This is a genomic window from Stenotrophomonas pictorum JCM 9942 (assembly GCF_001310775.1).
Taxonomy (GTDB): Bacteria; Pseudomonadota; Gammaproteobacteria; order Xanthomonadales; family Xanthomonadaceae; genus Stenotrophomonas; species Stenotrophomonas pictorum.
In genome coordinates this window covers 1-22,008 of record NZ_BAZI01000011.1, presented here as the reverse complement: position 1 = coordinate 22,008, position 22,008 = coordinate 1, and the positions used below count along the sequence as shown (strand labels likewise).

Genomic DNA, 22,008 nt, shown 5'->3' with positions numbered 1-22,008 from the left:
TGCAGCAGCGCCGCACCGGCCTCGACCCGCTGCCCCTCCGTGACTTCAATGCCGACGATGGTCTCGGCCGCCGGCGCCGGCACCACGATCCGGTCCCATTCCAGCGTGCCCAGCACCTGCGGCGGCGCCTTGCCACAGGCCGCCAGCAGCAACGCCAGTACCACCGGCAGCAGCGGCAATCGCGGTGCAGGCAAAAACGCTGGCATCGGAAGAACCCTCGCAGTGGCGTGCAGCAGGCGGCAGCGGACAACACCCTCACCTTGGCCACGCCGGCGTTAAATCCGCATCAGCAGCCATTGGCGATTATTTGACCAGCACCCGGAAACCCTTGCCAGCGTGGCGTCTTGCAGCCTTATCCACACCTTTCTCCGACAACCGCCCACAATCGCTGTGGATGACGCCAGCTGGACTGGCGGCATTTTCACCACCCCGCGTAAAGCCTTGTGCGGCAATGGCTGGCAGACCTTGTCCACAGGTTGCTGCAGCAGCACTGCACAGCGCCTGTGGAGAACCCGGCGGCTCTCGCCGAAGGCGGGACCTGCCCCGGCACCGGTCGCTCCAGCAGGCACGCGACGGCCAGCCCCATACGCCTCCGGCACGCAGGTCAACGGCGCCGACAAACGGTATCCCGCTCCACGACCGCGTGTGAGCCGCAGCCGGCCCCCGCTCCTAGGTCCGGGTTGCTGGTGGTCCCCTGCCGCGCGCGCTACCCTTCCTTGTCCCTCTTTCCTCCGCGCCGCCCCGGCGCGAGCTTTTTTCTGAAATGACGACCCATTCCCAACGCGATTTCACCCTGGAACCGGCAGACAACGAACGGCTGGCCAACCTCGCCGGCCCATTCGACGAACATCTGCGCCAGATCGAGCTCAAACTCGGCGTGGAAATCGCCAACCGCGGCCCGATCTTCCGCATCAGCGGCCCGGGCAAAACCCCGGCCGAGGCCGAAAAACTGATCAAGGCGCTATATGCCGAGGCCGCCGAGACGGTGTTCGACAGCCACGCCATCCACCTGCGACTGAACCGGGCCAACGTCGAGCACGTCGCCGGGCAGGCCTACGAGGCGCAGGAAGTGGCGATCAAGGTCAAGCGCGGCACCGTGCGTGGCCGCGGCGCCAACCAGTCCAAATACCTGCACCAGATCGCCACCCACGACATCAACTTCGGCATCGGCCCGGCCGGTACCGGCAAGACCTTCCTGGCCGTGGCGATGGCGGTGGATGCACTGAACGAAGCGCGCGTGCAGCGCCTGATCCTGGTGCGTCCGGCGGTGGAGGCCGGCGAAAAACTGGGCTTCCTGCCCGGCGACCTGTCGCAGAAGGTCGACCCGTACCTGCGTCCGCTGTACGACGCGCTGTACGAGATGCTGGGCGTGGAGAAAGTGGCCAAGCTGCTGGAGAAGAACGTCATCGAGATCGCGCCGCTGGCTACATGCGCGGACGCACCCTCAACGACGCGTTCGTGATCCTGGACGAGGCGCAGAACACCACCATCGAACAGATGAAGATGTTCCTGACCCGGTTGGGCTTCGGCTCCACCGCGGTGGTCACCGGCGACCTGACCCAGAACGACCTGCCCAAACACGTCAAATCCGGCCTGCGCGACGCCATCGAGGTGTTGCGTGGCGTGGAAGGCGTGAGCTTCACGTTCTTCGAATCGCGCGACGTGGTGCGTCACCCGCTGGTGGCGCGCATCGTCAACGCCTATGACCGCCGCGACCTGCAGCAGGTCAAACCCGGAGCAGACCTATGACCAGGGCCCCACCCGCCTTGATGTAGCCATCAGCTACGCCCTGCCCCGTGCCGGCCTGCCGGCGGCGGTGAGCTTCCGCAAATGGGCCGCTGCCGCGTTGAAGGGGCGTATCCGCGAAGCCGACCTGGCCATCCGTCTGGTCGATACCAAGGAAGGCCAGTCGCTGAACCACCACTACCGTGGCAAGGATTACGCCACCAATGTGCTCAGCTTCCCGGCCGAGCTGCCCGAGGGCCTGCCCAAGGGCGTGAAGTTCCCGCTGCTGGGCGACCTGGTGATCTGCGCGCCGGTGGTGGCCCGCGAGGCCGCCGAACAGGGCAAGGCCCTCAATGCCCACTACGCCCACCTGACCGTGCACGGCGTGCTGCATCTGCTGGGCTGGGACCACGAGGACGACAAGGAAGCCGAGGCGATGGAGCAGCTGGAGCGCGAAATCCTGGCCGACCTCGGCATCACCGATCCCTACGCCGGCGAACGCTGAATTCCGATGAAGCGTCTTTCCCTGTGCCTTCTGCTGTGCCTGGTCAGCGGCAACAGCGCCGCCGCCACCGCCATCGACCTGCCGGCGTTGATCGAATGTCGCCAGAGCGTGAGTGATTTCACCGCACTGGCGCCGATCGCCAACGACCCGCTCAAGGCCGTGGCGCTGGGCTGGCGGCCGCTGCCGCAGGGCAACCTGTTCATGGCCGAATACCGGCTCAACACCCCGATCACCGTGTTCGGCCGCCGTGCCGACCATATCGCCATGGCCGGCGCCACCATCGTGGCGATCCTCGACCTGCCCGATCCCCGTGAACTGGCCCGCGAACTGGACCTGGAATCGGCAGTGGATACCCCGGACAAAGCCATGTTCGGCCGCGAACTGGTCAGCCGCGACGTGATCGATGCCAGGACTGGCGAAGCCCTGATCGAATCGGTGATCCTGAGCGTGTCCAACGTCAAATCCCACCCCGGCAAAACCCTGGCCGGCTGCACCTACAGCCTGGACATCCCCGCCGAGGATGAAGCGCCGGAGGCCCCGCAAAAGGCCCCGGCGGCACCGTCACCGGCATGAGCTGACCGGAGCGGACATCCTGTTAGACTTGCGCCCAACGCCCGGTTTAGCGGGTGCAGTCAATTGAAGAGATGTCTGAAGACGACAGTAGTACCTCCCCGGAGCAAGGCGAGAAGAAGCGCAGCTGGCTTGAGCGCTTGACTGCGGCCTTCTCCGGCGAACCCCACACCCGCGACGAACTGCTTGCCGTGCTGCACACGGCACAACAGGACGGGCTGATCGCCGCGGACACCCTGCGCATGATGGAAGGCGCCATCTCGGTGGCCGAACTGACTGTCGGCGACGTGATGATCTCGCGCTCGCACATGGTGTCGCTGCCGGTCGACTCGCCGTTCCTGGAACTGATGAAGCAGGTGGTGGAATCGGGCCACTCGCGCTTCCCGGTCCATGGCGAGAACAAGGACGACATTCTCGGCATCCTGCTGGCCAAGGACCTGCTGCGCGGCGTGGTCGCCGACAACACCCACGCCAGCGTGCGCGAGTTGCTGCGCCCGGCGGTGCTGATTCCCGAATCGAAAAAGCTCAATGTGCTGCTCAAGGAGTTCCGGCTCTCGCGCAACCACATGGCGATCGTGGTGGACGAATACGGCGGTGTCGCCGGGCTGGTCACCATCGAGGACGTGCTGGAGCAGATCGTCGGCCAGATCGACGACGAGCATGACGAGACCGAGGACCACACCGCGCAGATCGCCATCCAGGCCGATGGCCGCTATGTGGTGGACGCACTGACCGCCATCGAGGATTTCAACGAGCGTTTCGGCGCCGATTTCCCCGACGATGACTACGACACCATTGGCGGTCTGGTCACCGAGGCCATCGGCCACCTGCCGGAGACCGGGGACGAGCTGACCCTGGACCGTTTCGTGTTCCGTGTGGCCCGCGCCGATGCCCGTCGCGTGCAGGCATTCCACGTCACGGTGCTACCCCCCGAAACCCGGGACGACGATTGATCCGCCGGCATCTGCCGCGGCTGCTGTCCGCATTACTGCTGCTGTGCCTGCTGCTGGTCTGCACGACCGGCAGCGCCCAGCCGGCCGCGGTCCAGCCCACTGACGCCACCACGCCACGTATCGGCGTGGTGACCATGCTGCCGGGCGAGGTCTTCTTCGAGCGCTTCGGCCACGATGCGCTGGTGGTACTCGACCCGGCCAGCGGCCAGGCCACGTCCTACAACTTCGGCTTCTTCGATCCGTCCGAACCGGATTTCATCGGCAATTTCGTGCGCGGCCGGATGATGTATTACCTGGTGGCGCTGCCCCTGGAAGAAGACCTGGCCCAGTACCGCGACGCCGGCCGCGGGGCCAGCCTGCAGTGGCTGGATCTTCCGCCGCAGCAGGCGCGGCAGCTGGCCGACGCCCTGGCCGAGCATGCCAAACCGGAAAATGCACGCTACCGCTACGACTACTTCACCGCCAACTGCGCCACGATGGTGCGTGACAGCCTGGATCAGGCCATGGGCGGAGGCCTGCAATCGCAGCTGGCCGGGCGCTCGCGCGGCAATACCTATCGCAGCGAATCGGTGCGCCTTGCCTCGCCTTCCCTGTGGATGTGGCTGGGATTCGACCTGGGACTGGGGCCGTTCGCCGACCGGCCACTGTCGCGCTGGCAGGAAGCTTCGTGCCGATGCGCCTGGCCGACAGCCTGCGCGAAGCCCGCAACAGTGAGGGGCGCCCCCTGGTACAGGCCGAGCAGCAGCTGTTGCCGCAGCGCCTGGCCGCCGAACCCCAGGAGCAGCGCCGTCACTGGTGGCCATGGCTGCTGGTGGGGCTGGCAGTGTCCGCGTCTCTGTTTGCGGCACGTCGCAAATCCCGGGCGATGGCCGCGTTCGCACTGCCGTTCTGGCTGTTCTGCGGTATCGCCGGTGCGCTGCTGACCTATCTGTGGGGCTTCAGCGAGCATCAAGCCGCCTGGGCCAATCGCAATCTGTTGCTGCTCAATCCACTGGCCCTGCTGCTGATTCCCGGCGCGGTCAGTCTGCTGCGTGGCCGTCGCCCCGGCCGCGGTTTCCGTATCGCAGTGGGGCTGCTGGCCGTGATCGCGCTGGTCGCGCTGCCGCTGCACTGGCTGTCGCTGCAGCCGCAGTTCAATGTGCAGTGGATCGTGCTGCTGCTGCCGATCCACCTGACTCTGGCGACCCTGCTCGGCAACCCGGCAGCGACCGTTTCCAAGGCAGAATAGGCCGCATGGAACCGACCCTGCCCGCATCCGTTTCGCCGCCAGTGAACCCGGCGTGCGTGATCAACTGCACCTGGTACGGCGAGGACGGCACGCTGCGCGCACTGGACCTGGACAGCATCAGCGACGTACTGGCCGACGATGCCAAGGGTTTTGTCTGGGTCGGCCTGTATGAGCCCGACGATGCGGTGCTGGACAAGGTCCAGGAAGAGTTCGATCTGCATGACCTGGCCGTCGAAGACACCCGCAAGGCGCACCAGCGGCCCAAGATCGAGACCTATGGCAACTCGCTGTTCGTGGTGGTGCATACCGCGCAGGTGGTGGACGAGCGTATCCGTTACGGCGAAACCCATGCCTTCCTGGGCCCACGCTATCTGGTGACGGTGCGCCATGGCGCTTCGCTGTCCTATGCGCCGGTTCGGGCGCGACTGGAGCGCGAGGCCGAGCAGCTGGCGATGGGTCCCTCGTTCTGCCTGTACTCGGTACTCGATGCGGTGGTCGACAACTACCTGCCGATCACCGACAGCTTCAGCGAAACGCTGGATCTGCTGGAAAAAGACATCTTCGCCGAGAGCTACAAACGCCGCACGGTGATCCGCCTGTACGAACTGCGGCGCGAGCTCAACAAGATGCGCCTGGCCGTCGCCCCGCTGCAGGATGCGCTGGCGCAGCTGCAACGCAACCAGGCGCAGCTGATCAACGAAGAAGTCCGCCTGTACCTGCGCGATGTGCAGGACCATGCCGCGCGGGTCAACGATGCCATCGACACCCTGCGCGAAATGCTGGGCACCGCGTTGAGCGTGAACCTGTCACTGGTGACGCTGACCCAGGGCGAAACGGTCAAGCGCCTCGGCGCCTGGGCCGCGCTGCTGGCCGCGCCCACCCTGATCACCAGCTGGTACGGCATGAACTTCAAGTTCATGCCGGAGCTGGAGGGACGCTTCGCTTATCCGCTGTTGATCACCAGTGTGGCGGTCACCTGCGTCGTGCTGTACCGCCTGTTCAAACGGGCGCGCTGGCTGTAACCGCCGCGGTGCGGCTTCCACCGCCGACGCGCACCAATTGGGGACACCGACTCCCGCTCAAGCCACATAGACGGTCTTGATATTCATGAACTCGTGGATGCCATGCCCGGCCAGTTCGCGACCGAAGCCGGAACGCTTGGTCCCGCCAAATGGCAGACGCGCATCGCTTTTGACCACCGAGTTCACGAACGCCGCGCCGCACTGCAGCTGCAGCGCCAGCGTTTCGCCCCTTGCGGCATCGGCGGTCCACACGCTGCCGCCCAGACCAAACGTCGTATCGTTGGCCACACGCACCGCCTCTGCGTCGTCCTTCACCCGCAGGATCGCCGCCACCGGCCCGAACAGCTCCTGCTCGTAGGCCGGCATGCCGGGACCGACATGGTCGAGGATGGAAGCCTGGTAGCCGGCATGGCTGCCGGCCACCGGCTCACCGCCCAGCAGCAGCGTTGCCCCCTTGTCGATGCTCTCACGCACCTGCCGGTGCAACTCGTCGCGCAGGTCCCCACGCGCCAGCGGCGCCAACGTGGTCGCCTCGTCCTGCGGATCACCGTGGATGCGCGCCTTGGCGGCTTCGACAAAGCGCTTCACGAAGGTGTCGGCGATGGGCTCCACCACGATGAAGCGTTTTGCCGCGATGCAGGTCTGGCCGGCATTGTCGAAGCGCGACTTCACCGCGGCCGCGACCGCCGTATCGATATCGGCATCCGCCAGCACCACGAACGCGTCACTTCCGCCCAGCTCCATCACGCACTTTTTGAGCTGATCACCGGCGTTGGCCGCGATCGAACGCCCTGCCCGCTCGCTACCGGTCAGCGTGACCGCCTTGATACGGCGGTCGCGCAACACCGCGGCGGCCTGCTCATTGTCGATATGCAGCACGTCGAACACGCCCTGCGGCACACCGGCGGCAGCCACCACCTCGCGCAACAGATCGGCGCATCCGGGCACATTGCTGGCGTGCTTGAGCAGCGCCACGTTGCCGGCCATCAAGCCCGGTGCAAGGAAGCGGATCACCTGCCAGACCGGAAAATTCCACGGCATCACCGCCATCACACAGCCGATGGGCTGATAGACCACGTAGCTGCGCTGCGCTTCGGTAGGAATCGGCTGCGGCGCGAGATAGTCGCCGGCGTGATCGGCGTAGTACTCGCAGGCGGCGGCACTCTTCTCGATCTCGGCCAGCGCCTCGCGGCGCAACTTGCCCATCTCGGCGGTCATCGTGCGCTGGAGCTCATCGCGTCGCGCGCGCAAGCCGGCAGCGATCTTGTGCAGGAACTGCCCCCGCTGCGCCAACGCCAGTGACGACCATGCCGGGAACGCCGACTCGGCGGCGGCAAGCCGCTGCTCGATCTCGGCCGCGCCCATCAGCGCGATCGTGCCTACGACCTGCCCGCTGAAAGGATTCACTGTCTGATACGACGCCATGGCACCCACCTGCATTCAACGAGGCGGTCATGGTAACGCCGGCACTGGAAAGCCGGCGTCAGTACATCGCGTGGCAGGCCGCCGCGCCGCGGCGCGCATACCGCAGGCGCGACGGATCAGCCGTTGTCCTGCAGGGCCAGCTGCATGTCGCGCTGGCGCAGCTTGTCGGCACGTGCGGAAATCCACCAGCCGATCACCGCCACCGCCGATACCGCCAGCACCAGCAACGTCGCCAGCGCGTTGATCTTCGGGCTCACGCCCATGCGCACCGAGGCGAAGATCTTCATCGGCAGCGTAGTCGAGCTGGGGCCGGCGACGAAGCTGGCGATCACCACGTCATCCAGCGACAGGGTGAACGCGAGCAGCCAGCCCGACATCAGCGCCGGAGCGATGATCGGCAAGGTGATCAGGAAGAACACCTTCAGCCGGTTGGCGCCCAGGTCCATCGCCGCCTCTTCCAGCGAACGGTCCAACTCCTGCAGACGCGAGGACACCACCACCGTGACAAAGGAAATGGTGAAGGTCACATGCGCGATCCAGATCGCCACCACGCCCTTGGAGGGCAGCCCGAACAGTCCCCCCATCGACACCAGCATCAGCAGGATCGACAGGCCGATGATCACTTCCGGCATCACCAGCGGCGCGGTCATCAGCGCCCCGAACAGGGTCTTGCTGGGGAAACGCTTGAAACGCGTCATCGCCATCGCCGCCATCGTGCCGATCACCATCGAGGCCGTAGCCGTCCAGAATGCGATCTTCAGGCTCACCCATGCCGCCTGCAGCAGCTGGCGGTCGCGGAACAGTTCGCCGTACCACTTGGAGGAAAAACCCGCCCACACCGTCGCCAGCTTGGACGAATTGAACGAATACAGCATCAACAGCAGGATCGGCAGGTACAGGAACGCAAAGCCGAGCAGCAGTACGCTCCAGCCCAGCCAGGAATTACGCCGGGTCATGCTCATACCAGTCGCCCCTCCAGCTCGCGCTGTTGCGCACGGTTGAAGATCAGGATCGGAATCAGCAGCAGGATCAGCATCACGATCGCCACCGCCGAAGCCAGCGGCCAGTCGCGGTTGTTGAAGAACTCGCCCCACAGCACACGGCCGATCATCAGCGTATCCGGGCCGCCAAGCATCTCCGGGATCACGAATTCGCCGACCGCCGGGATCATCACCAGCATGCAGCCGGCGATGATGCCGTTGCGCGACAGCGGCAGGGTGATCTTCAAGAACGCCTTCCACGGCCGCGCGCCGAGGTCGTAGGCCGCCTCCAGCAGGCGATGGTCAAGCTTGACCAGGTTGGCGTACAACGGCAGCACCATGAACGGCAGGTAGCAGTAGACGATGCCGATGTAGCTGCCACCGGGGTGTAGAGGATGCGCAACGGTTCATCGATCAGCCCCATTCCCATCAGGGTCCGGTTGATCAGGCCATTGCTGTCGAGGATGCCGATCCACGCATAGACACGGATCAGGAACGAGGTCCACGACGGCAGCACCACCAGCATCATCGCGATGTTGCGTGCCGACGGCGACATGCGCGCGATCACATACGCCATCGGGTAACCGATCAGCAGCGTCAGCAGCGTGGAGATCAGCGCGATCTTGATCGAGCTCAGGTAGGCCACGACGTACTGGCTGTCGGTGAACAGCTGCGTGTAGTTGCCCAGATTGAGATTGATGGTGAAAGCACTGTCCACGTACTCCACGATCGAGGTATACGGCGGCATCGCCACCGCCATCTTGGCGAAGGAGATTTTCAACACGATCAGGAACGGGATCGCGAAGAACAGCAGCAGCCACAGGTAAGGCACGCCGATCACACCCGCGCGTGCACCCGGCAGCCAACGCCGCCAACCGCTGGTGAGTGGACTGGTCGCGCTCATGAGGTCAGCACCACGCCGTCGTTGTCGTCCCAGGACACCCAGACTTCGTCGTTCCAGGTGATGCCGTCACTGTCCCAGCGCTTCATGTTGGCGAAGTTGGACAGGATCTTGGCACCGCTGGGCAGGCGCACGTGGTAGACCGAGTGGCTGCCGAAATAGGCGATGTCCTCGACCACGCCGAAGGCCTTGTTGGTGTCGCCCTCGGGCTCTTCCTTGGCGATATGCACCTTCTCCGGACGCAGCGCGAAGGCCACCGGCTGGCCTTCGTAACCGGTGATGCCGTGGCCGACGTAGATCGGCGCCGGGAAGTCGGCGGTGCGCACGGTGACGTATTCGGGCAGGTCTTCGTCGATCACGCCTTCAAAAGAATTCACCGAGCCGATGAATCCGGCGACGAAGCGGTTGGCCGGTTGCTCGTAGATATCATCCGGCTTGCCGATCTGCTGGATCCAGCCCTGGTCCATCACCGCGATGCGGGTGGCCATGGTCATGGCTTCTTCCTGGTCATGGGTGACCATCACGCAGGTCACGCCAAGCTGCTCGATGATGTTGACCAGCTCCAGCTGCATCTTCGAGCGCAGCTTCTTGTCCAGAGCGCCCATCGGCTCATCCAGCAACAGCAGCTTGGGGCTCTTGGCCAACGAGCGGGCCAGCGCCACACGCTGCTGCTGGCCGCCGGACAGCTGGTGCGGCTTGCGCTTGCCCAGCTTCTGCAGCTGCACCAGCTCCAGCATCTCGCCAACGCGGCGGGCGATGGCATCCTTGGCCATGCCGTCCTGCTTGAGGCCGAAGGCGATGTTCTGCTCCACCGTCATGTGCGGGAACAGCGCATAGGACTGGAACATCATGTTGATCGGACGCTCATATGGCGGCAGCGCGGTGATCGGCTGGCCGTCGAGCAGGATCGTGCCTTGGTCGGGGTTTCAAAGCCGGCCAGGCAGCGCAGCAGGGTGGACTTGCCGCTGCCCGAACCGCCCAGCAGGGCAAAGATCTCGCCCTTGCGCACGTCCAGGTTGACGTCGTCGACAGCGACGAAGCCATCGAATTCCTTGCGCAGATCACGGATGGACAGGTAGCCGGGCTCGTTGTTCAGGACAACGGTCGCCGGCGAGGCTTCAACGGGCATGCTCAGGCTCCAGGCACGGGCAGATGGACAAACGGACGTAGTTTAGCCCCCGCGTTTTGCAGGGGACACCGCTATATCTGGCGGATGGCCCTCCAGCCAGAGCCGTTCACGGTCAGGGGACAGGGCTGCGCCGGGCCGGTTACCGGCCCCGGAGCTGGGGGGAATCTGCTTGCCGGCAGGCCGGGCAGAAAGCAAAACAGCCTCCATGGGGTGCACGGAGGCTGCCTGGGGCAGTAAGGGAGCCGCCACGGTCCCCCTGCCGGTCAGCGGGTTCCACGACCTGTCAGGCCGGGACGGACCCCGCGCTGGCGATCAGCGCCCGGTTTTGATCTGGGTCCACAGACGGGTGTACAGCTTGTCCGTCTCCGGGGTGTTGATCCCATAGGTGAACATCTTGGCCGCCACATCGGTCGGCGGATAGACGGTGGCGTCGTTGCGGATCGCCTCGTCCACCATCGGCGTGGCCGCCGTGACCGGGTTGGCGTACTGGGTCACGTTGGTGTTGTTGGCGGCCACCTGCGGTTCCAGCAGGTAGTTGATGAACGCATAGGCGTTTTCCGGATGCTTGGCATCCTTGGGGATCGCCAGCATGTCGAACCACTGCGGCGCACCTTCCTTCGGAATCGAGTACGCCACTTCCACACCATTGCCGGCTTCCTCGGCACGGTCGCGGGCCTGGATGATGTCACCGGACCAGCCCACCACCAGGCAGGTGCTGCCATTGGCCAGCGAACCCACGTACTGGCTGGAATGGAAATTCTGCACATACGGGCGGATCGACTTGAGCAGCCCGGCCGCCTTCTCGATCGCCACCGGATCGGCACTGTGCGGATCTTCGCCCAGATAGTGCAGCGCGATCGGAATCATGTCGGCCGGGGTGTCCAGGATGGTCACGCCGCAATCTTTCATCTTGGCGATGTTTTCCGGCTTGAACACCAGGTCCCAGCTGGTGGCGATCTCGGTGCTGCCACCAAAACGTTCCTTGAGCTTGGCCACGTTGTAGCCGATGCCGGTGGTGCCGATCATGTACGGCACACCGTAGTTGTTGTCCGGGTCCTGGCCGGCGATGCGCGCCATCACCGCCGGGTCGAGATTGGCCAGGTTCGGGATCTTGCTCTTGTCCAGCGGCAGGAACACGCCGGCCTGGATCTGGCGGCCGAAGAAGTTCAGCGTCGGCACCACGATGTCATAGCCGCTGTCACCGGTCAGCAGCTTGGTCTCGACCATCTCATCGCTGTCGAACACGTCATAGGTGACCTTGATGCCGGTCGCCTTCTCGAAATTCGGGATGGTGTCCTCGGCGATGTAGTCCGAGTAGTTGTAAACGTTGAGGACCTTGGCCTCGCCGCCTTCGGGCGCCTTGGCGCCTTCGTCCTTGCCACCGCAGGCGGCAAGCAGGGAAAGGGCGACACCCGCGGTCAAAATGCGCAGCTTCATGGATTCTCCAGTGGTGATCCGGGAGCAATGGGGGAACCGGTTGGACCGGTGGTGGCTTATTGTCCCACCTGAGGGCCGCTTAGCGAACCCTCGCCACTCAACACTTGCACCCATCCATCGCTGTGAATTTCCGCGAAATCATACATTTAGCAGCAGGAATTCACGTTCCCAGGAGCTGATCACGCGGAAGAAGGTCTCGTATTCCTTGCGTTTGACCGAGATGTAGGCGCGACAGAAACGGCGTCCCAGCAATTCCTGCAGCGCATCGCAGCCTTCCAGTCCATCCAGCGATTCGCCCAGCGAGCGCGGCAGCTCGTACCCCAGCCCCTTGGCATTGCCGGTGACCGGCGCGGTCGGTTTGAGGTTCTCGCGGATCCCGAGCAGGCCGCAGGCCAGGGTGCCGGCCATCGCCAGATACGGATTGGCGTCAGAGCCGGCAAAGCGGCTTTCCACCCGCGCATTTTCCTGGGTGTCCATCGGCACGCGCAGGCCGCAGGTACGGTTGTCGAAGCCCCACTCCACGTTGCTGGGCGAAACCTCGCCGAACACCAGACGCCGGTAGGAGTTCACGTTCGGCGCGAAAAACCCCATCGCCATCGGCACATATTTCTGCAGGCCGGCCAGATAGCTCTCGAACAGCGCGCTGTACTCGCCCTCCTTCTTGCCGGCGAACACGTTGCGGCCGTCACTGATGCGCACCAGGCTCTGGTGGATATGCATCGCGCTGCCCGGCTCGGTTTCCATCGGTTTGGCCAGGAAGGTCGCATACACCCCGTGGCGCAAGGCCGACTCGCGCATGGTGCGCTTGAACAGGAACACCTGGTCGGCCAGTGACATCGCATCGGCGTGGGTGAAATTCACCTCCAGCTGCGCGGCGCCGGATTCATGGATCAGCGTGTCCACGTCCAGTTTCATCGCGTCGCAGTAGTCGTACATCAGATCGAGGATCGGGTCGAACTCGTTGACCGCGTCGATCGAGTAGGACTGCCGTGCGGTTTCCGGACGTCCGGAACGGCCCGCCGGCGGCAGCAGCGGGAAATCCGGATCGGTGTTCTTCTGCACCAGGAAGAACTCCACCTCCGGCGCGACCACCGGTTTCAGCCCCAGCTCCTCGTAGGCGGCCAGCACCCGCCGCAACACGTTGCGTGGCGCCAGCTCGTGCGGTTCACCGGTCTTGGTGTAGCAGTCATGGATGATCTGTGCGGTCGGGTCGGTGGCCCAGGGCACCATGCGCACCGTGTCCGGATCCGGGCGCAGGATCATGTCGGCATCGGCCGGCGAGGTCAGTTCGTAATAGTCATCGGGAAAATCACCGGTGACGGTGGTGGCGAAGATGCCTTCGGGCAGACGCGTGCCGTAGTCGTGGGAGAACTTGTCCGCCGGGATGATCTTGCCGCGCGCGTTGCCGGTGATGTCCGGCACCAGGCATTCGACCTCGGTGATGTGCCGTTCCTTGAGCCAGCGCAGCAGGGAACTTTCTTCCTGCACGCTGGCAGCGGTTTTGCGGGTTCGGGGGCGCGAGGTCATGACGGATCAACTTTTCTGTTTCTGCGACTGGTAGCGGCGACAGGCCTCGCCGAAGGCTTTGAAAATACCGCAATAGAACGGGTTCTCGCTGAAACGCCATTCCGGATGGAACTGCACGCCCAGCAGGAACGATGAGCCGGGGCCACGGAAGGCCTCGATCAGCCCATCCGGCGCACGTGCCTCGACCTGCAGGCCCTCGCCCAGCCGGGACACGCCCTGGCCGTGCACCGAGTTGACCTGCACTTCGCCCGTACCGGCAATGCCGGCCAACAGGCCCGCCGAGGTCAATGTCAGCCGATGGGCCGGCCCATATTGCACATCCAGCGGTGAATCCGGATCTTCACGGTGATCGGCCAGGCCCGGTACGTTGTGTACCTGCGGATGCAGGCTGCCGCCACAGGCGACATTGACCTCCTGGAAGCCGCGGCAGATCGCCAGGATCGGCAGGCCCATCGCCATAGCCTGCGGGATCAGGCCCAGCACATTGGTATCGCGTGCCGGGTCGTGCGGATTGCCGGGCCAGCTCGCGCCGCCGGCGTAATGGTGCGGCTCGATATTGCTGGTTGCCCCGGTCAGCAGCAGGCCATCAAGCCGTGCCAGCCAGGCATCGGCCGGCAGCGGTGGCTGCAACAGGGGAAGCACGACCGGCATCGTCTGCGCAGCCTCGGCTACGGCGCGCACGTACTTCTCACCGACCACGAGAAAGGGATGCGAGCCGATCGGCTTGCGGTCGGTGGGCAAGCCGACCAGCGGCAGGCTGGCCATGCGTCATGCTCTGGAAAGATGCGGAGCACGCTACCGCCGCCCTTGCGATTAGGCAACCACACACCCGGCTCCGTTCACCCCGTGCCCGGCACACCGGTCACCTGCGGGCATGGCAGGTGCGCGCCCTGCACACCGCGCGCTTTACACTCCCCGCCCCCGACCTGACCGATCAATCCGCCTGATGTCCGTGGACACCCCCCAGTCCGGCTATCCCCCCAGCTGGTATGCCGCCAGCCAGGCGGAAGTGCCTGCCCGCCCGCCCTTGCGCGGCCCGGCCCAGACCGACGTGGCCGTCCTGGGCGCTGGCTATACCGGGTTGACCGCCGCACTGGCCCTGGCTGAAAAGGGCTACCGCGTCAGCGTGCTGGAAGCCGCGCGGGTCGGCTGGGGTGCCTCCGGACGCAACGGTGGCCAGGCCATCGTCGGCTACGGCTGCGCACCGGACACCCTGGAAGCACTGGTCGGCGAGGCCGACGCACGGCGGCTGTTCGATTTCTCGCGCGACGGCATGGCGATGCTGAAACACCGCATCGCCCGCCACAACATCGATTGCGACTGGCGCGACGGTCATGCCAGCGTGCCGATCCAGCCGCGCCAGGAACGCGCCCTGCGGGTGGACATCGAGCGCATGGCCGCCCGCTACAACTACCCGCTGGAATGGTGGGATCGCGCGCGCCTGCGCCAGGAACTGGCCAGCGAGCGTTACCTCGGCGCGCTGTATGACCCGGCCAGCGGCCACCTGCATCCCTTGGCGTACGCGCAGGGACTGGCGCGTGCGGCCGAAGCCGCCGGAGTCACGCTCCACGAGCATTCGCCGGTGGTGCGGCTGCAGCGCGGCCCACGGGCGGTGCTGCATACCGCGCAGGGCCAGCTCAGCGCCGATTTCGTGGTGCTGGCCGGCAACGCCTGGCTGCAGGGCATCGCGCCGGAACTGGAAACGAGGATGATGCCGGTCGGCACCTATATCGGCGCCACCCAACCGCTGGGCGCCGAGCGCGCCAGGGCACTGATCCGCAACGACATGGCCGTGGCCGACGTGAACTGGGCGCTGGACTACTTCCGCCTGAGCCGCGACCACCGCCTGCTGTTCGGCGGCCAGGCCAACTATTCGGCGCTGCCGCCGCCGGGCCTGCGCGCCAGCATGACCCGGCGCATGCGCCGGGTGTTTCCGCAGCTGGCCGATGTGGAGCTGGAGTACCTGTGGGGCGGCTATATCGATATCACCCGCAACCGCGCCCCGCACTGGGGGCGGCTGACGCCAAACATCTATTTCGCCCAGGGTTTTTCCGGGCATGGCGTGGCCAGCACCGGTCTGGCCGGCGAGGTGATCGCCGCCGCCATTGCCGGCCAGGCCGAACGTCTGGACGTGTTCGAGCGCATCCCACACGGCGTGTTCCCCGGTGGCAAAGCACTGCGCATGCCACTGCTGGTGGCGGCCATGTCCTGGTACAAGCTGCGCGATCTGCTCGGCTAGGCCAACCGGCTCAAGTTCTTACGGCAGCCGCCGCTACCGGTTGTGATGCCCCAGCACCTTGCCCCCATGCCTGCCCTGCCGCAGGCCACTTTCGACAGCCGCCCGATCACGCCGCTGCCCCAGCGGATCCTGCTGGTGGAGAACTCGCGCACGTTCACCTCCATGCTTCGCGCAGCCATCGAGCAGCGCCTGGAGCTGCCGGTCAGCGTCGCCTCCACCCTGGAGGAGGCCGGCGAACTGCTGGACAGCGAAGGCGGCTGGTTCCTGGTGCTGACCGGGCTGGTACTGGCCGACGGGCACCGCGACCGCGTGGTCGACTATTTCGTCGATCGCGGCCTGCCCACCATCGTGGTCAGCGGCGTCTACGACGAGGGCCTGCGCAAACGCGTGCTGCAGCAGCAGATCATCGACTACGTGCTGAAGAACACCCCCGGCAGCATCGACTACCTGGTGTGGCTGGTGCAGCGCCTGGAACGCAATCGGCGCATCTCGGCCCTGGTGGTGGACGACTCGCCCTCGGCGCGCGCGTATGCGGCCTCGCTGCTGGGCATGTACGGCTATCACGTCAGCGAGGCGGCCGACGGCGCCAGCGCGCTGCAGCTGATAGAAACCGATCCGGCGATCCGCCTGGTCATTGTCGACCAGGAAATGCCGGGCATGGATGGCGTGGAACTGACTCGCCGGCTGCGTGCGCTGCGCGCGCGCGACAAGGTGGCGGTGATCGGCATTTCCGGCAACGCCGATCCGTCCCTGATCCCGCGTTTTCTGAAGAACGGCGCCAACGATTTCCTGCGCAAGCCGTTCTCGCGCGAGGAGTTTTTCTGCCGCATCTCGCAGAACGTGGACCAGCTGGAGCTGATCGGCACCCTGCAGGATCTGGCCACGCGCGATTTCCTTACCGGCCTGCCCAACCGGCGCAGCTTCCTGGAGCAGAGTCAGCGGCAACTGGGCCAGAACCGAACCGGCGCCATCACCGTGGCGATGCTGGACATCGACCACTTCAAGCACATCAATGACAGCCTCGGCCACGAAGCCGGTGACCAGGCGCTGCGTGCGGTCGCCGCGGTGCTGCAGGCCCACACCCGGCCGCACGACCTCAGCGCGCGTTTTGGCGGCGAGGAATTCTGCATGCTGGTCAACGACCTGGACGAGCCACGCAGCATCGAGTACTTCGAGCAGCTGCGCCAGGCCGTGGCGGCGTTGCAGCTGCAATTTGGCGAAAGCACGTTGCGCATGACCGTCAGCATCGGCCTTTGCCACATGCCCACCCACCACGGCAGCCTGCACCAGCTGATCACCGAGGCCGACCGCCAGCTGTATCTGGCCAAAGCCGGCGGGCGCAACCGGGTCTGCAGCCAGCAGCTGCCGTGATGGCCAGCGCCACTGGCGTCGCCGGCGGGCCTTGATCCAGATCAACGCGCGCCGGACCGCCACTGCCTAGAGTGCCGCCCACAGCTCTCACAGGAAGAACGCGCAGTGGCACTACTGGTATGGCAGGACGATCTCAATACGGGCGTGGAAGTCATCGACCACCAGCACATGCGTATCGTGGAAATGCTCAACCACCTGCACGTCGCGCAGAAGAGCCTGGAGCGCGTGGCGGTGGCCGAAGTGATCGACGAACTGGTGGACTACACCATGTCGCACTTCGCCTTCGAGGAAGAGCTGATGGAAGAAGCCGGCTATCCGTTCTGTGCCGCCCACAAGCGGGTCCATGAGGTGTTCGGCAAGCGCGTGTCCGAATACCGCCTGCGCTTCCAGGCCGGCGAAGATGTCACCGACGAGCTGCGCAACATGCTCTCGCGCTGGCTGTTCAACCATATCCGCGGTGACGACAAGGCCTATGCCGAACAGGTCAAGCGCCACCTCAACCAGTTCACCCGCGAGCACCAGCAGGGTGGCTGGCTGGGACGCACGCTCAAGCGCCTGTTCCACTGAGCATGGGCCGCGCCGACACCCTGTACCGCGAACCGTTCACCGGCCTGCGCTGGCTGGTGAGGGTGATTCGCCAGCTGGGCTGAACCGCCACAACCCGGCCGCGGCCCGCACCGTGCCTACGCGGGTACCGCTGCGCGCTGGCGCCGGATCAGCACCCACAGCGCGAGCCCGGTGACCAGCGCGGTCACACACAGATAGCAGCCGACAGCGGCAATCCCAAAGCGGCCGGCCAGCCAGGTCGCCGCATACGGCGCCGGCGCCGCACCGAGAATGCCGGCCAGGTTGAATGACAGCGACGCGCCGGTATAGCGCAGCTGCACCGGATACAGGCTGGCCAACATGGTGCCGCAGGGGCCGTAGGTCAGCCCCATCAGGAACAGACCCAGCGACAGGAACAGCAGTACCTGCACGGATGCCCGGCCTGGAACAGCGGTTGGAACAGCAGACCGAAGACGAAGATCGCCCCCGTCGCCCATAACATCGCCTTCAAGGTGCCGCGCCGGTCGCCATACAGTGCGGCCAGCGGGATGCCGGCGGCGAAGAACAGGATGCCCACCATCTGCAGCAGCAGGAATTCCTCGCGCGCGTACCCCAGCGCCGAGGTGCCATGGCCCAGGGTGAACACCGTCATCAGATAGAACAGCACGAAGGTGGCAAAGGCCGCCAGGGTGCCGGCGACAACCGCAAAGCCATGCCCGGCCAGCACGTCACGCAACGGAAGGCGCACCCGCTGGCCGTTTTCCAGTGCTTTGCGGAAATCCGGGGTCTCGTGGATGTTCAGGCGCACCCACAGGCCGACGATCACCAGCAATGCACTGGCCACGAACGGCACCCGCCAGCCCCAGGCCAGGAACGCGGCATCGTCCATCACCTCGCCCAGCAACAGGAACGTGCCGGCCGAGAGCAGAAACCCCAGCGGCGCACCCAGCTGCGGAAACATTCCGTACCACGCCCGCTTGCCCGGCGGCGCGTTCTCGGTCGCCAGCAATACCGCGCCCCCCCATTCGCCCCCCAGTCCCAGCCCCTGGCCGAAACGGCACAGCGCCAGCAGCAACGGCGCAATCAGGCCGATGCGCTCATAGGTGGGCAGCAGGCCGATGGCCACGGTCGACAGCCCCATCGTCAGCAGCGCCGCCACCAAGGTGGCTTTGCGGCCGATGCGGTCGCCATAGTGGCCGAACACCGCCGAGCCGACCGGGCGCGCGATGAAGGCCACCGCAAAGGTCGCCAGTGATTGCAGCAGCGCCGCCTGGGGGCTGCTTTCCGGGAAGAACAGTTGCGGAAACACCAGCACCGCGGCGGTGGCGTAGATGTAGAAATCGAAAAATTCGATGGTGGTGCCGACCAGGCTGGCCGCCAGCACCCGGCGCGGAGAATTGGCGGCAGGTGCGGCCAGCAAAGAAGACGTCATCGGAGGATCACCGGAAATTTCCGCAGGATTCTGCCACGGCCGCCGCGGCCGGCAAGCAACGGTTGCAAGCGCCACCGATGTCCGGTGCTATTCGCGCTTGAGCAATGCCTTCAGGTTGGCGAACGGGTTGGCGGTGGCCGCCGCGGTGCGTTCTTCGGTCTGGTTGGCCGCCACGCCGGTGTAATCGGCATAGCGCGAATGCTCATTGTCATGGCAGTACACGCACAGCAGCTCCCAGTTGCTGCCGTCGGGCGGATTGAAATCGTGATCGTGGTTGCGGTGATGCACCGTCAGTTCGGTCAGGTTGGCGCGGGTGAATTCGCGGGCGCAGCGGCCGCAGACCCAGGGGTACATCTTCAATGCACGTTCGCGGTAGCCCTTCTCGCGCTGTTCGGCATCGCGCCGGGCCTGCGCCACGATGCGATCCAGCGCGGCATGATCAGGACCTGAAGACTTGGAGGACATGGGAATTGCCGGAAGTAGGACAGATGGACGCGACTGTAGCGCCGGCGCGCAGCCGCCACCAGCGCAAATGCGCCGCGTAGCGGTCAGCTGCGCAGATTGATCCAGGTCGCCTTCATTTCGGTGTACTTGTCGAAGGCATGTAGCGATTTGTCACGACCGTTGCCGGACTGCTTGTAGCCGCCGAACGGCGCGGTCATGTCGCCGCCATCCCAGCAGTTGACCCACACGCTGCCCGCCCGCAGGCCGCGGGCGACGCGGTGGGCACGCGAGATGTCCCGCGTCCACACGCCGGCCGCCAGGCCATAGTCGCTGTCGTTGGCCAATTGCAGCGCCTGCGGCTCGCCATCGAAAGCGATGACCGACAACACCGGGCCGAAGATTTCCTCGCGGGCGATCCGGCTGGAGGGCGCCACCTCGTCGAACACGGTTGGTTCGATGTAACAACCGCCGGCCACCACCTGGGCACGTTTGCCGCCCAGCAGCAGACGCCCGCCCTCGGCGATGCCCTCTTCCACATGGCCCAGCACCCGCGCGGTCTGCGCCTCGTCCACCATCGCGCCCATCGCCGCATCCGGCTCGAACGGATGCCTGGGCTGCATTTTCCGGCCATGTTCGACCACCCGGGCAACGAACTCATCCTTGATCGGGCGCTCCACCAGCAGCCGTGAGGCGGCGGTACAAACCTCGCCCTGGTTGTAGAAGATGCCGCGGGCCGCCGCCTCGGCCGCCTTGTCCAGATCATGGGCATCGGCAAACACGATGTTCGGACTCTTGCCGCCGCACTCCATGTAGGCGCGTTTCATGTTCGACAGCCCCGCACACTGCAGCAGGCGCTTGCCCACCGCGGCGGAACCGGTGAACACCAGTCCGTCCACGTCCATATGCAGGGCCAGCGGTTCGCCGGCGCCCTTGCCACTGCCCGGCACCACATTGAACACGCCCTCGGGAAGGCCCGCTTCGGCCACCAGTTCGGCAAAGCGCAGCGCGCTCAGTGGCGATTTCTCCGAAGGCTTGAGCACCACCGAGTTGCCGGCCGCCAACGCCGGGGCGATCTTCCACGCCGCCATCAGCAGCGGGAAATTCCACGGCACGATCGCGCCGATCACCCCCAGTGGCTCGCGGGTGATCAGGCCCAGCTCGTCAGTGCCGGTCGGCGCAATCTCGCCATAGAGCTTGTCCACCGCCTCGGCGGTCCACTGCAGGCAGCGGATCACTCCGCCGATATCGACCCGGCGCGCCTCGGCCACCGGCTTGCCCATGTCCAGGGCTTCCAGCAACGCCAGCTCATCGGCGTGCTGCTCGACCAGCGCCGCCAGCCGCAGCAACCCCTGCTTGCGCTTGACCGGCTTGAGTCCGGACCAGTGCCCGGCAGTGAAACTGCGCCGCGCCGCGGCCACCGCACGGTCGATATCCACCTGCCCGCCATCGGCCACCTGCCCCAGCACCCGGCCGTCGATCGGGCTGATGCAGGTGAACGTGGCCCCGGAGGCCGCATCCACATAGCGGCCATCGATGAACGCGCGCGTGCGCAAGGCCAGGCCATCGGCCAGCATTTGCCACTGTTCACGCAGGTGCGGAATGGTCATGACGGTTTCCGGACGTACAGGACGCGGCACAGCGCCGCACGCCTGCATGTTACGCCGGCGCCCGTGCACACCCGGCATGAATCGCGCGTGGCCTGAACCGGACCGGATTGGCCGCCCGCGCGCCGCGATCACTACAATGCCGCCCCCAATGTTTTACCGGCAGTGCACATGGACATCATCGTCAACGAAGAACTCAAGGCCTATATCGACCCGCTCACGCAGGACGAGCACGACGCGCTGGAGCGCAGCCTGCTGGCCGAGGGCTGTCGCGACGCGCTGGTGCTGTGGGGCAACGTGCTGATCGACGGCCACAACCGCTACGGCATCTGCACCCGCCACAACATCCCGTTCAACACGGTGCAGAACACCCGATTCAAGTCGATGGACGACGTGCATCTGTGGATGATCGAGCAGCACCTGGGCCGGCGCAGCGTGTCGGACTACCAGCGCGGTGTGCTGGCGCTGCGCAAGCGCGACATCATCGAAGCCCGACGCCGCGCCGAACAGGAACAGCTGCGCCGCGAGAGTGAAGGCGAAGCCACGGCCAGCGCGACCAACGAGAGCGATACCGATACCCCTCCGTGGGAACCGGCGCCGAAGCTGTCCAAGGCCGATCTTGCTCGCGAAGCCAAGCTCAGCCCCAGCCAGGTGACGATGATCGAGAAGATCCACGATCACGCCACACCGGAAGTGATCGAAGCCATGCGCGTGGGTGCGATCTCGCTCAGTGCCGCTGCCACCGTGGCCAGCCTGCCGGCCGAGGAACAGCGCGCGGCGGCCAAGGGCGGCAAGGAAGAGCTGAAGCAGGCGGTCAAGCGCGTGCGCGAAGCCAAGCGCAAACCCAAGGCCGCGCGCGACGAGGACAACGCCCCGTCGCCGGGCGTCGCCGAGGCTGATGGCCAAGATGACACCTTCGACAGCGCGGAAGTGCAGGCGCTGCGTCAGCGGGTGGCCTCGCTGACCGCCG

The 22,008-nt window shown here is 65.7% G+C and carries 15 protein-coding genes and 6 pseudogenes; 10 read left to right on the top strand and 11 right to left on the bottom strand.

Annotated features, from left to right (window positions below; translation table 11 throughout):
• Positions 1–206, bottom strand: a pseudogene (locus JCM9942_RS19510) (hemolysin secretion protein D); the annotation flags it as partial.
• A 557-nt stretch (positions 207–763) separates the two neighbouring features.
• On the opposite strand from JCM9942_RS19510, the pseudogene JCM9942_RS01725 reads away from it, so the two are divergent.
• The 6 genes and pseudogenes from JCM9942_RS01725 to JCM9942_RS01700 all read left to right on the top strand — a co-directional run bounded on the left by JCM9942_RS01725 (position 764) and on the right by JCM9942_RS01700 (position 6,003).
• Positions 764–1,749, top strand: a pseudogene (locus tag JCM9942_RS01725) (PhoH family protein).
• Entirely contained in the window at positions 1,703–2,230 is a 528-nt protein-coding gene (ybeY, locus tag JCM9942_RS01720; protein WP_054657135.1) for an rRNA maturation RNase YbeY, read from the top strand. Before JCM9942_RS01725 ends, ybeY begins: the two are co-directional and overlap by 47 nt.
• A gap of 6 nt (positions 2,231–2,236) precedes the next feature.
• Positions 2,237–2,803 carry a hypothetical protein gene (locus JCM9942_RS01715; protein ID WP_054657133.1) on the top strand — a complete coding sequence of 189 codons (567 nt, stop codon included), beginning with the start codon at positions 2,237–2,239 and terminating at the stop codon, positions 2,801–2,803.
• A 71-nt stretch (positions 2,804–2,874) separates the two neighbouring features.
• Entirely contained in the window at positions 2,875–3,753 is an 879-nt protein-coding gene (locus JCM9942_RS01710) for a CorC family transporter (RefSeq protein ID WP_054657131.1), read from the top strand.
• Positions 3,750–4,981 (top strand): annotated as a pseudogene (locus JCM9942_RS01705) (lipoprotein N-acyltransferase Lnb domain-containing protein). Before JCM9942_RS01710 ends, JCM9942_RS01705 begins: the two are co-directional and overlap by 4 nt.
• 5 nt (positions 4,982–4,986) lie before the next feature.
• The gene (locus JCM9942_RS01700; RefSeq protein ID WP_054657129.1) at positions 4,987–6,003 is read left to right on the top strand and encodes a magnesium and cobalt transport protein CorA; all 1,017 of its coding nucleotides are present in this window, start codon (positions 4,987–4,989) and stop codon (positions 6,001–6,003) included.
• Between the two features lie 57 nt (positions 6,004–6,060).
• Here the strand turns inward: JCM9942_RS01700 and JCM9942_RS01695 are convergent, their stop codons facing one another.
• The 7 genes and pseudogenes from JCM9942_RS01695 to JCM9942_RS01665 all read right to left on the bottom strand — a co-directional run bounded on the left by JCM9942_RS01695 (position 6,061) and on the right by JCM9942_RS01665 (position 14,167).
• A complete protein-coding gene (locus JCM9942_RS01695; protein WP_054657127.1) occupies positions 6,061–7,443 on the bottom strand; it encodes an NAD-dependent succinate-semialdehyde dehydrogenase in 1,383 nt (460 codons plus the stop codon).
• Between the two features lie 101 nt (positions 7,444–7,544).
• Positions 7,545–8,390, bottom strand: a complete 846-nt coding sequence (locus JCM9942_RS01690) for an ABC transporter permease subunit (protein ID WP_054657125.1) — start codon at positions 8,388–8,390, stop codon at positions 7,545–7,547.
• Positions 8,387–9,312 (bottom strand): annotated as a pseudogene (locus JCM9942_RS01685) (ABC transporter permease subunit). Before JCM9942_RS01685 ends, JCM9942_RS01690 begins: the two are co-directional and overlap by 4 nt.
• Positions 9,309–10,438: pseudogene (locus JCM9942_RS01680) on the bottom strand (ABC transporter ATP-binding protein). The pseudogenes JCM9942_RS01685 and JCM9942_RS01680 overlap by 4 nt, the downstream one beginning before the upstream one ends.
• A gap of 312 nt (positions 10,439–10,750) precedes the next feature.
• Complete coding sequence (locus JCM9942_RS01675) at positions 10,751–11,875, bottom strand: polyamine ABC transporter substrate-binding protein (RefSeq protein ID WP_054657123.1); 1,125 nt, start codon at positions 11,873–11,875, stop codon at positions 10,751–10,753.
• Between the two features lie 138 nt (positions 11,876–12,013).
• Complete coding sequence (locus tag JCM9942_RS01670; protein ID WP_054657121.1) at positions 12,014–13,402, bottom strand: glutamine synthetase family protein; 1,389 nt, start codon at positions 13,400–13,402, stop codon at positions 12,014–12,016.
• A gap of 6 nt (positions 13,403–13,408) precedes the next feature.
• Complete coding sequence (locus JCM9942_RS01665) at positions 13,409–14,167, bottom strand: gamma-glutamyl-gamma-aminobutyrate hydrolase family protein (RefSeq protein WP_054657119.1); 759 nt, start codon at positions 14,165–14,167, stop codon at positions 13,409–13,411.
• 181 nt (positions 14,168–14,348) lie between these two features.
• Here JCM9942_RS01665 and JCM9942_RS01660 point away from each other — a divergent pair, with 181 nt between their 5' ends.
• The 3 genes from JCM9942_RS01660 to JCM9942_RS01650 all read left to right on the top strand — a co-directional run bounded on the left by JCM9942_RS01660 (position 14,349) and on the right by JCM9942_RS01650 (position 17,579).
• Positions 14,349–15,641 (top strand): NAD(P)/FAD-dependent oxidoreductase, encoded by a 1,293-nt coding sequence (locus JCM9942_RS01660; RefSeq protein WP_054657117.1) that lies wholly within the window; start codon positions 14,349–14,351, stop codon positions 15,639–15,641.
• Positions 15,642–15,707: 66 nt separating this feature from the next.
• A complete protein-coding gene (locus JCM9942_RS01655; RefSeq protein ID WP_054657115.1) occupies positions 15,708–17,012 on the top strand; it encodes a diguanylate cyclase in 1,305 nt (434 codons plus the stop codon).
• A 105-nt stretch (positions 17,013–17,117) separates the two neighbouring features.
• Positions 17,118–17,579: a bacteriohemerythrin gene (locus JCM9942_RS01650; protein WP_054657113.1), complete on the top strand. Its 462-nt coding sequence runs from the start codon at positions 17,118–17,120 to the stop codon at positions 17,577–17,579.
• Between the two features lie 116 nt (positions 17,580–17,695).
• On the opposite strand, the pseudogene JCM9942_RS01645 reads toward JCM9942_RS01650, so the two are convergent.
• From JCM9942_RS01645 to JCM9942_RS01635, 3 genes and pseudogenes are all read right to left on the bottom strand, one after another.
• A pseudogene (locus JCM9942_RS01645) lies at positions 17,696–18,990 on the bottom strand (MFS transporter).
• 87 nt (positions 18,991–19,077) lie between these two features.
• Positions 19,078–19,455 (bottom strand): YajD family HNH nuclease, encoded by a 378-nt coding sequence (locus JCM9942_RS01640; protein ID WP_054657111.1) that lies wholly within the window; start codon positions 19,453–19,455, stop codon positions 19,078–19,080.
• 83 nt (positions 19,456–19,538) lie between these two features.
• The gene (locus JCM9942_RS01635) at positions 19,539–21,041 is read right to left on the bottom strand and encodes an aldehyde dehydrogenase (RefSeq protein ID WP_054657109.1); all 1,503 of its coding nucleotides are present in this window, start codon (positions 21,039–21,041) and stop codon (positions 19,539–19,541) included.
• A gap of 168 nt (positions 21,042–21,209) precedes the next feature.
• Here JCM9942_RS01635 and JCM9942_RS01630 point away from each other — a divergent pair.
• The coding region (locus JCM9942_RS01630; protein WP_054657107.1) for a hypothetical protein at positions 21,210–22,008 on the top strand (799 nt) is incomplete at its 3' end.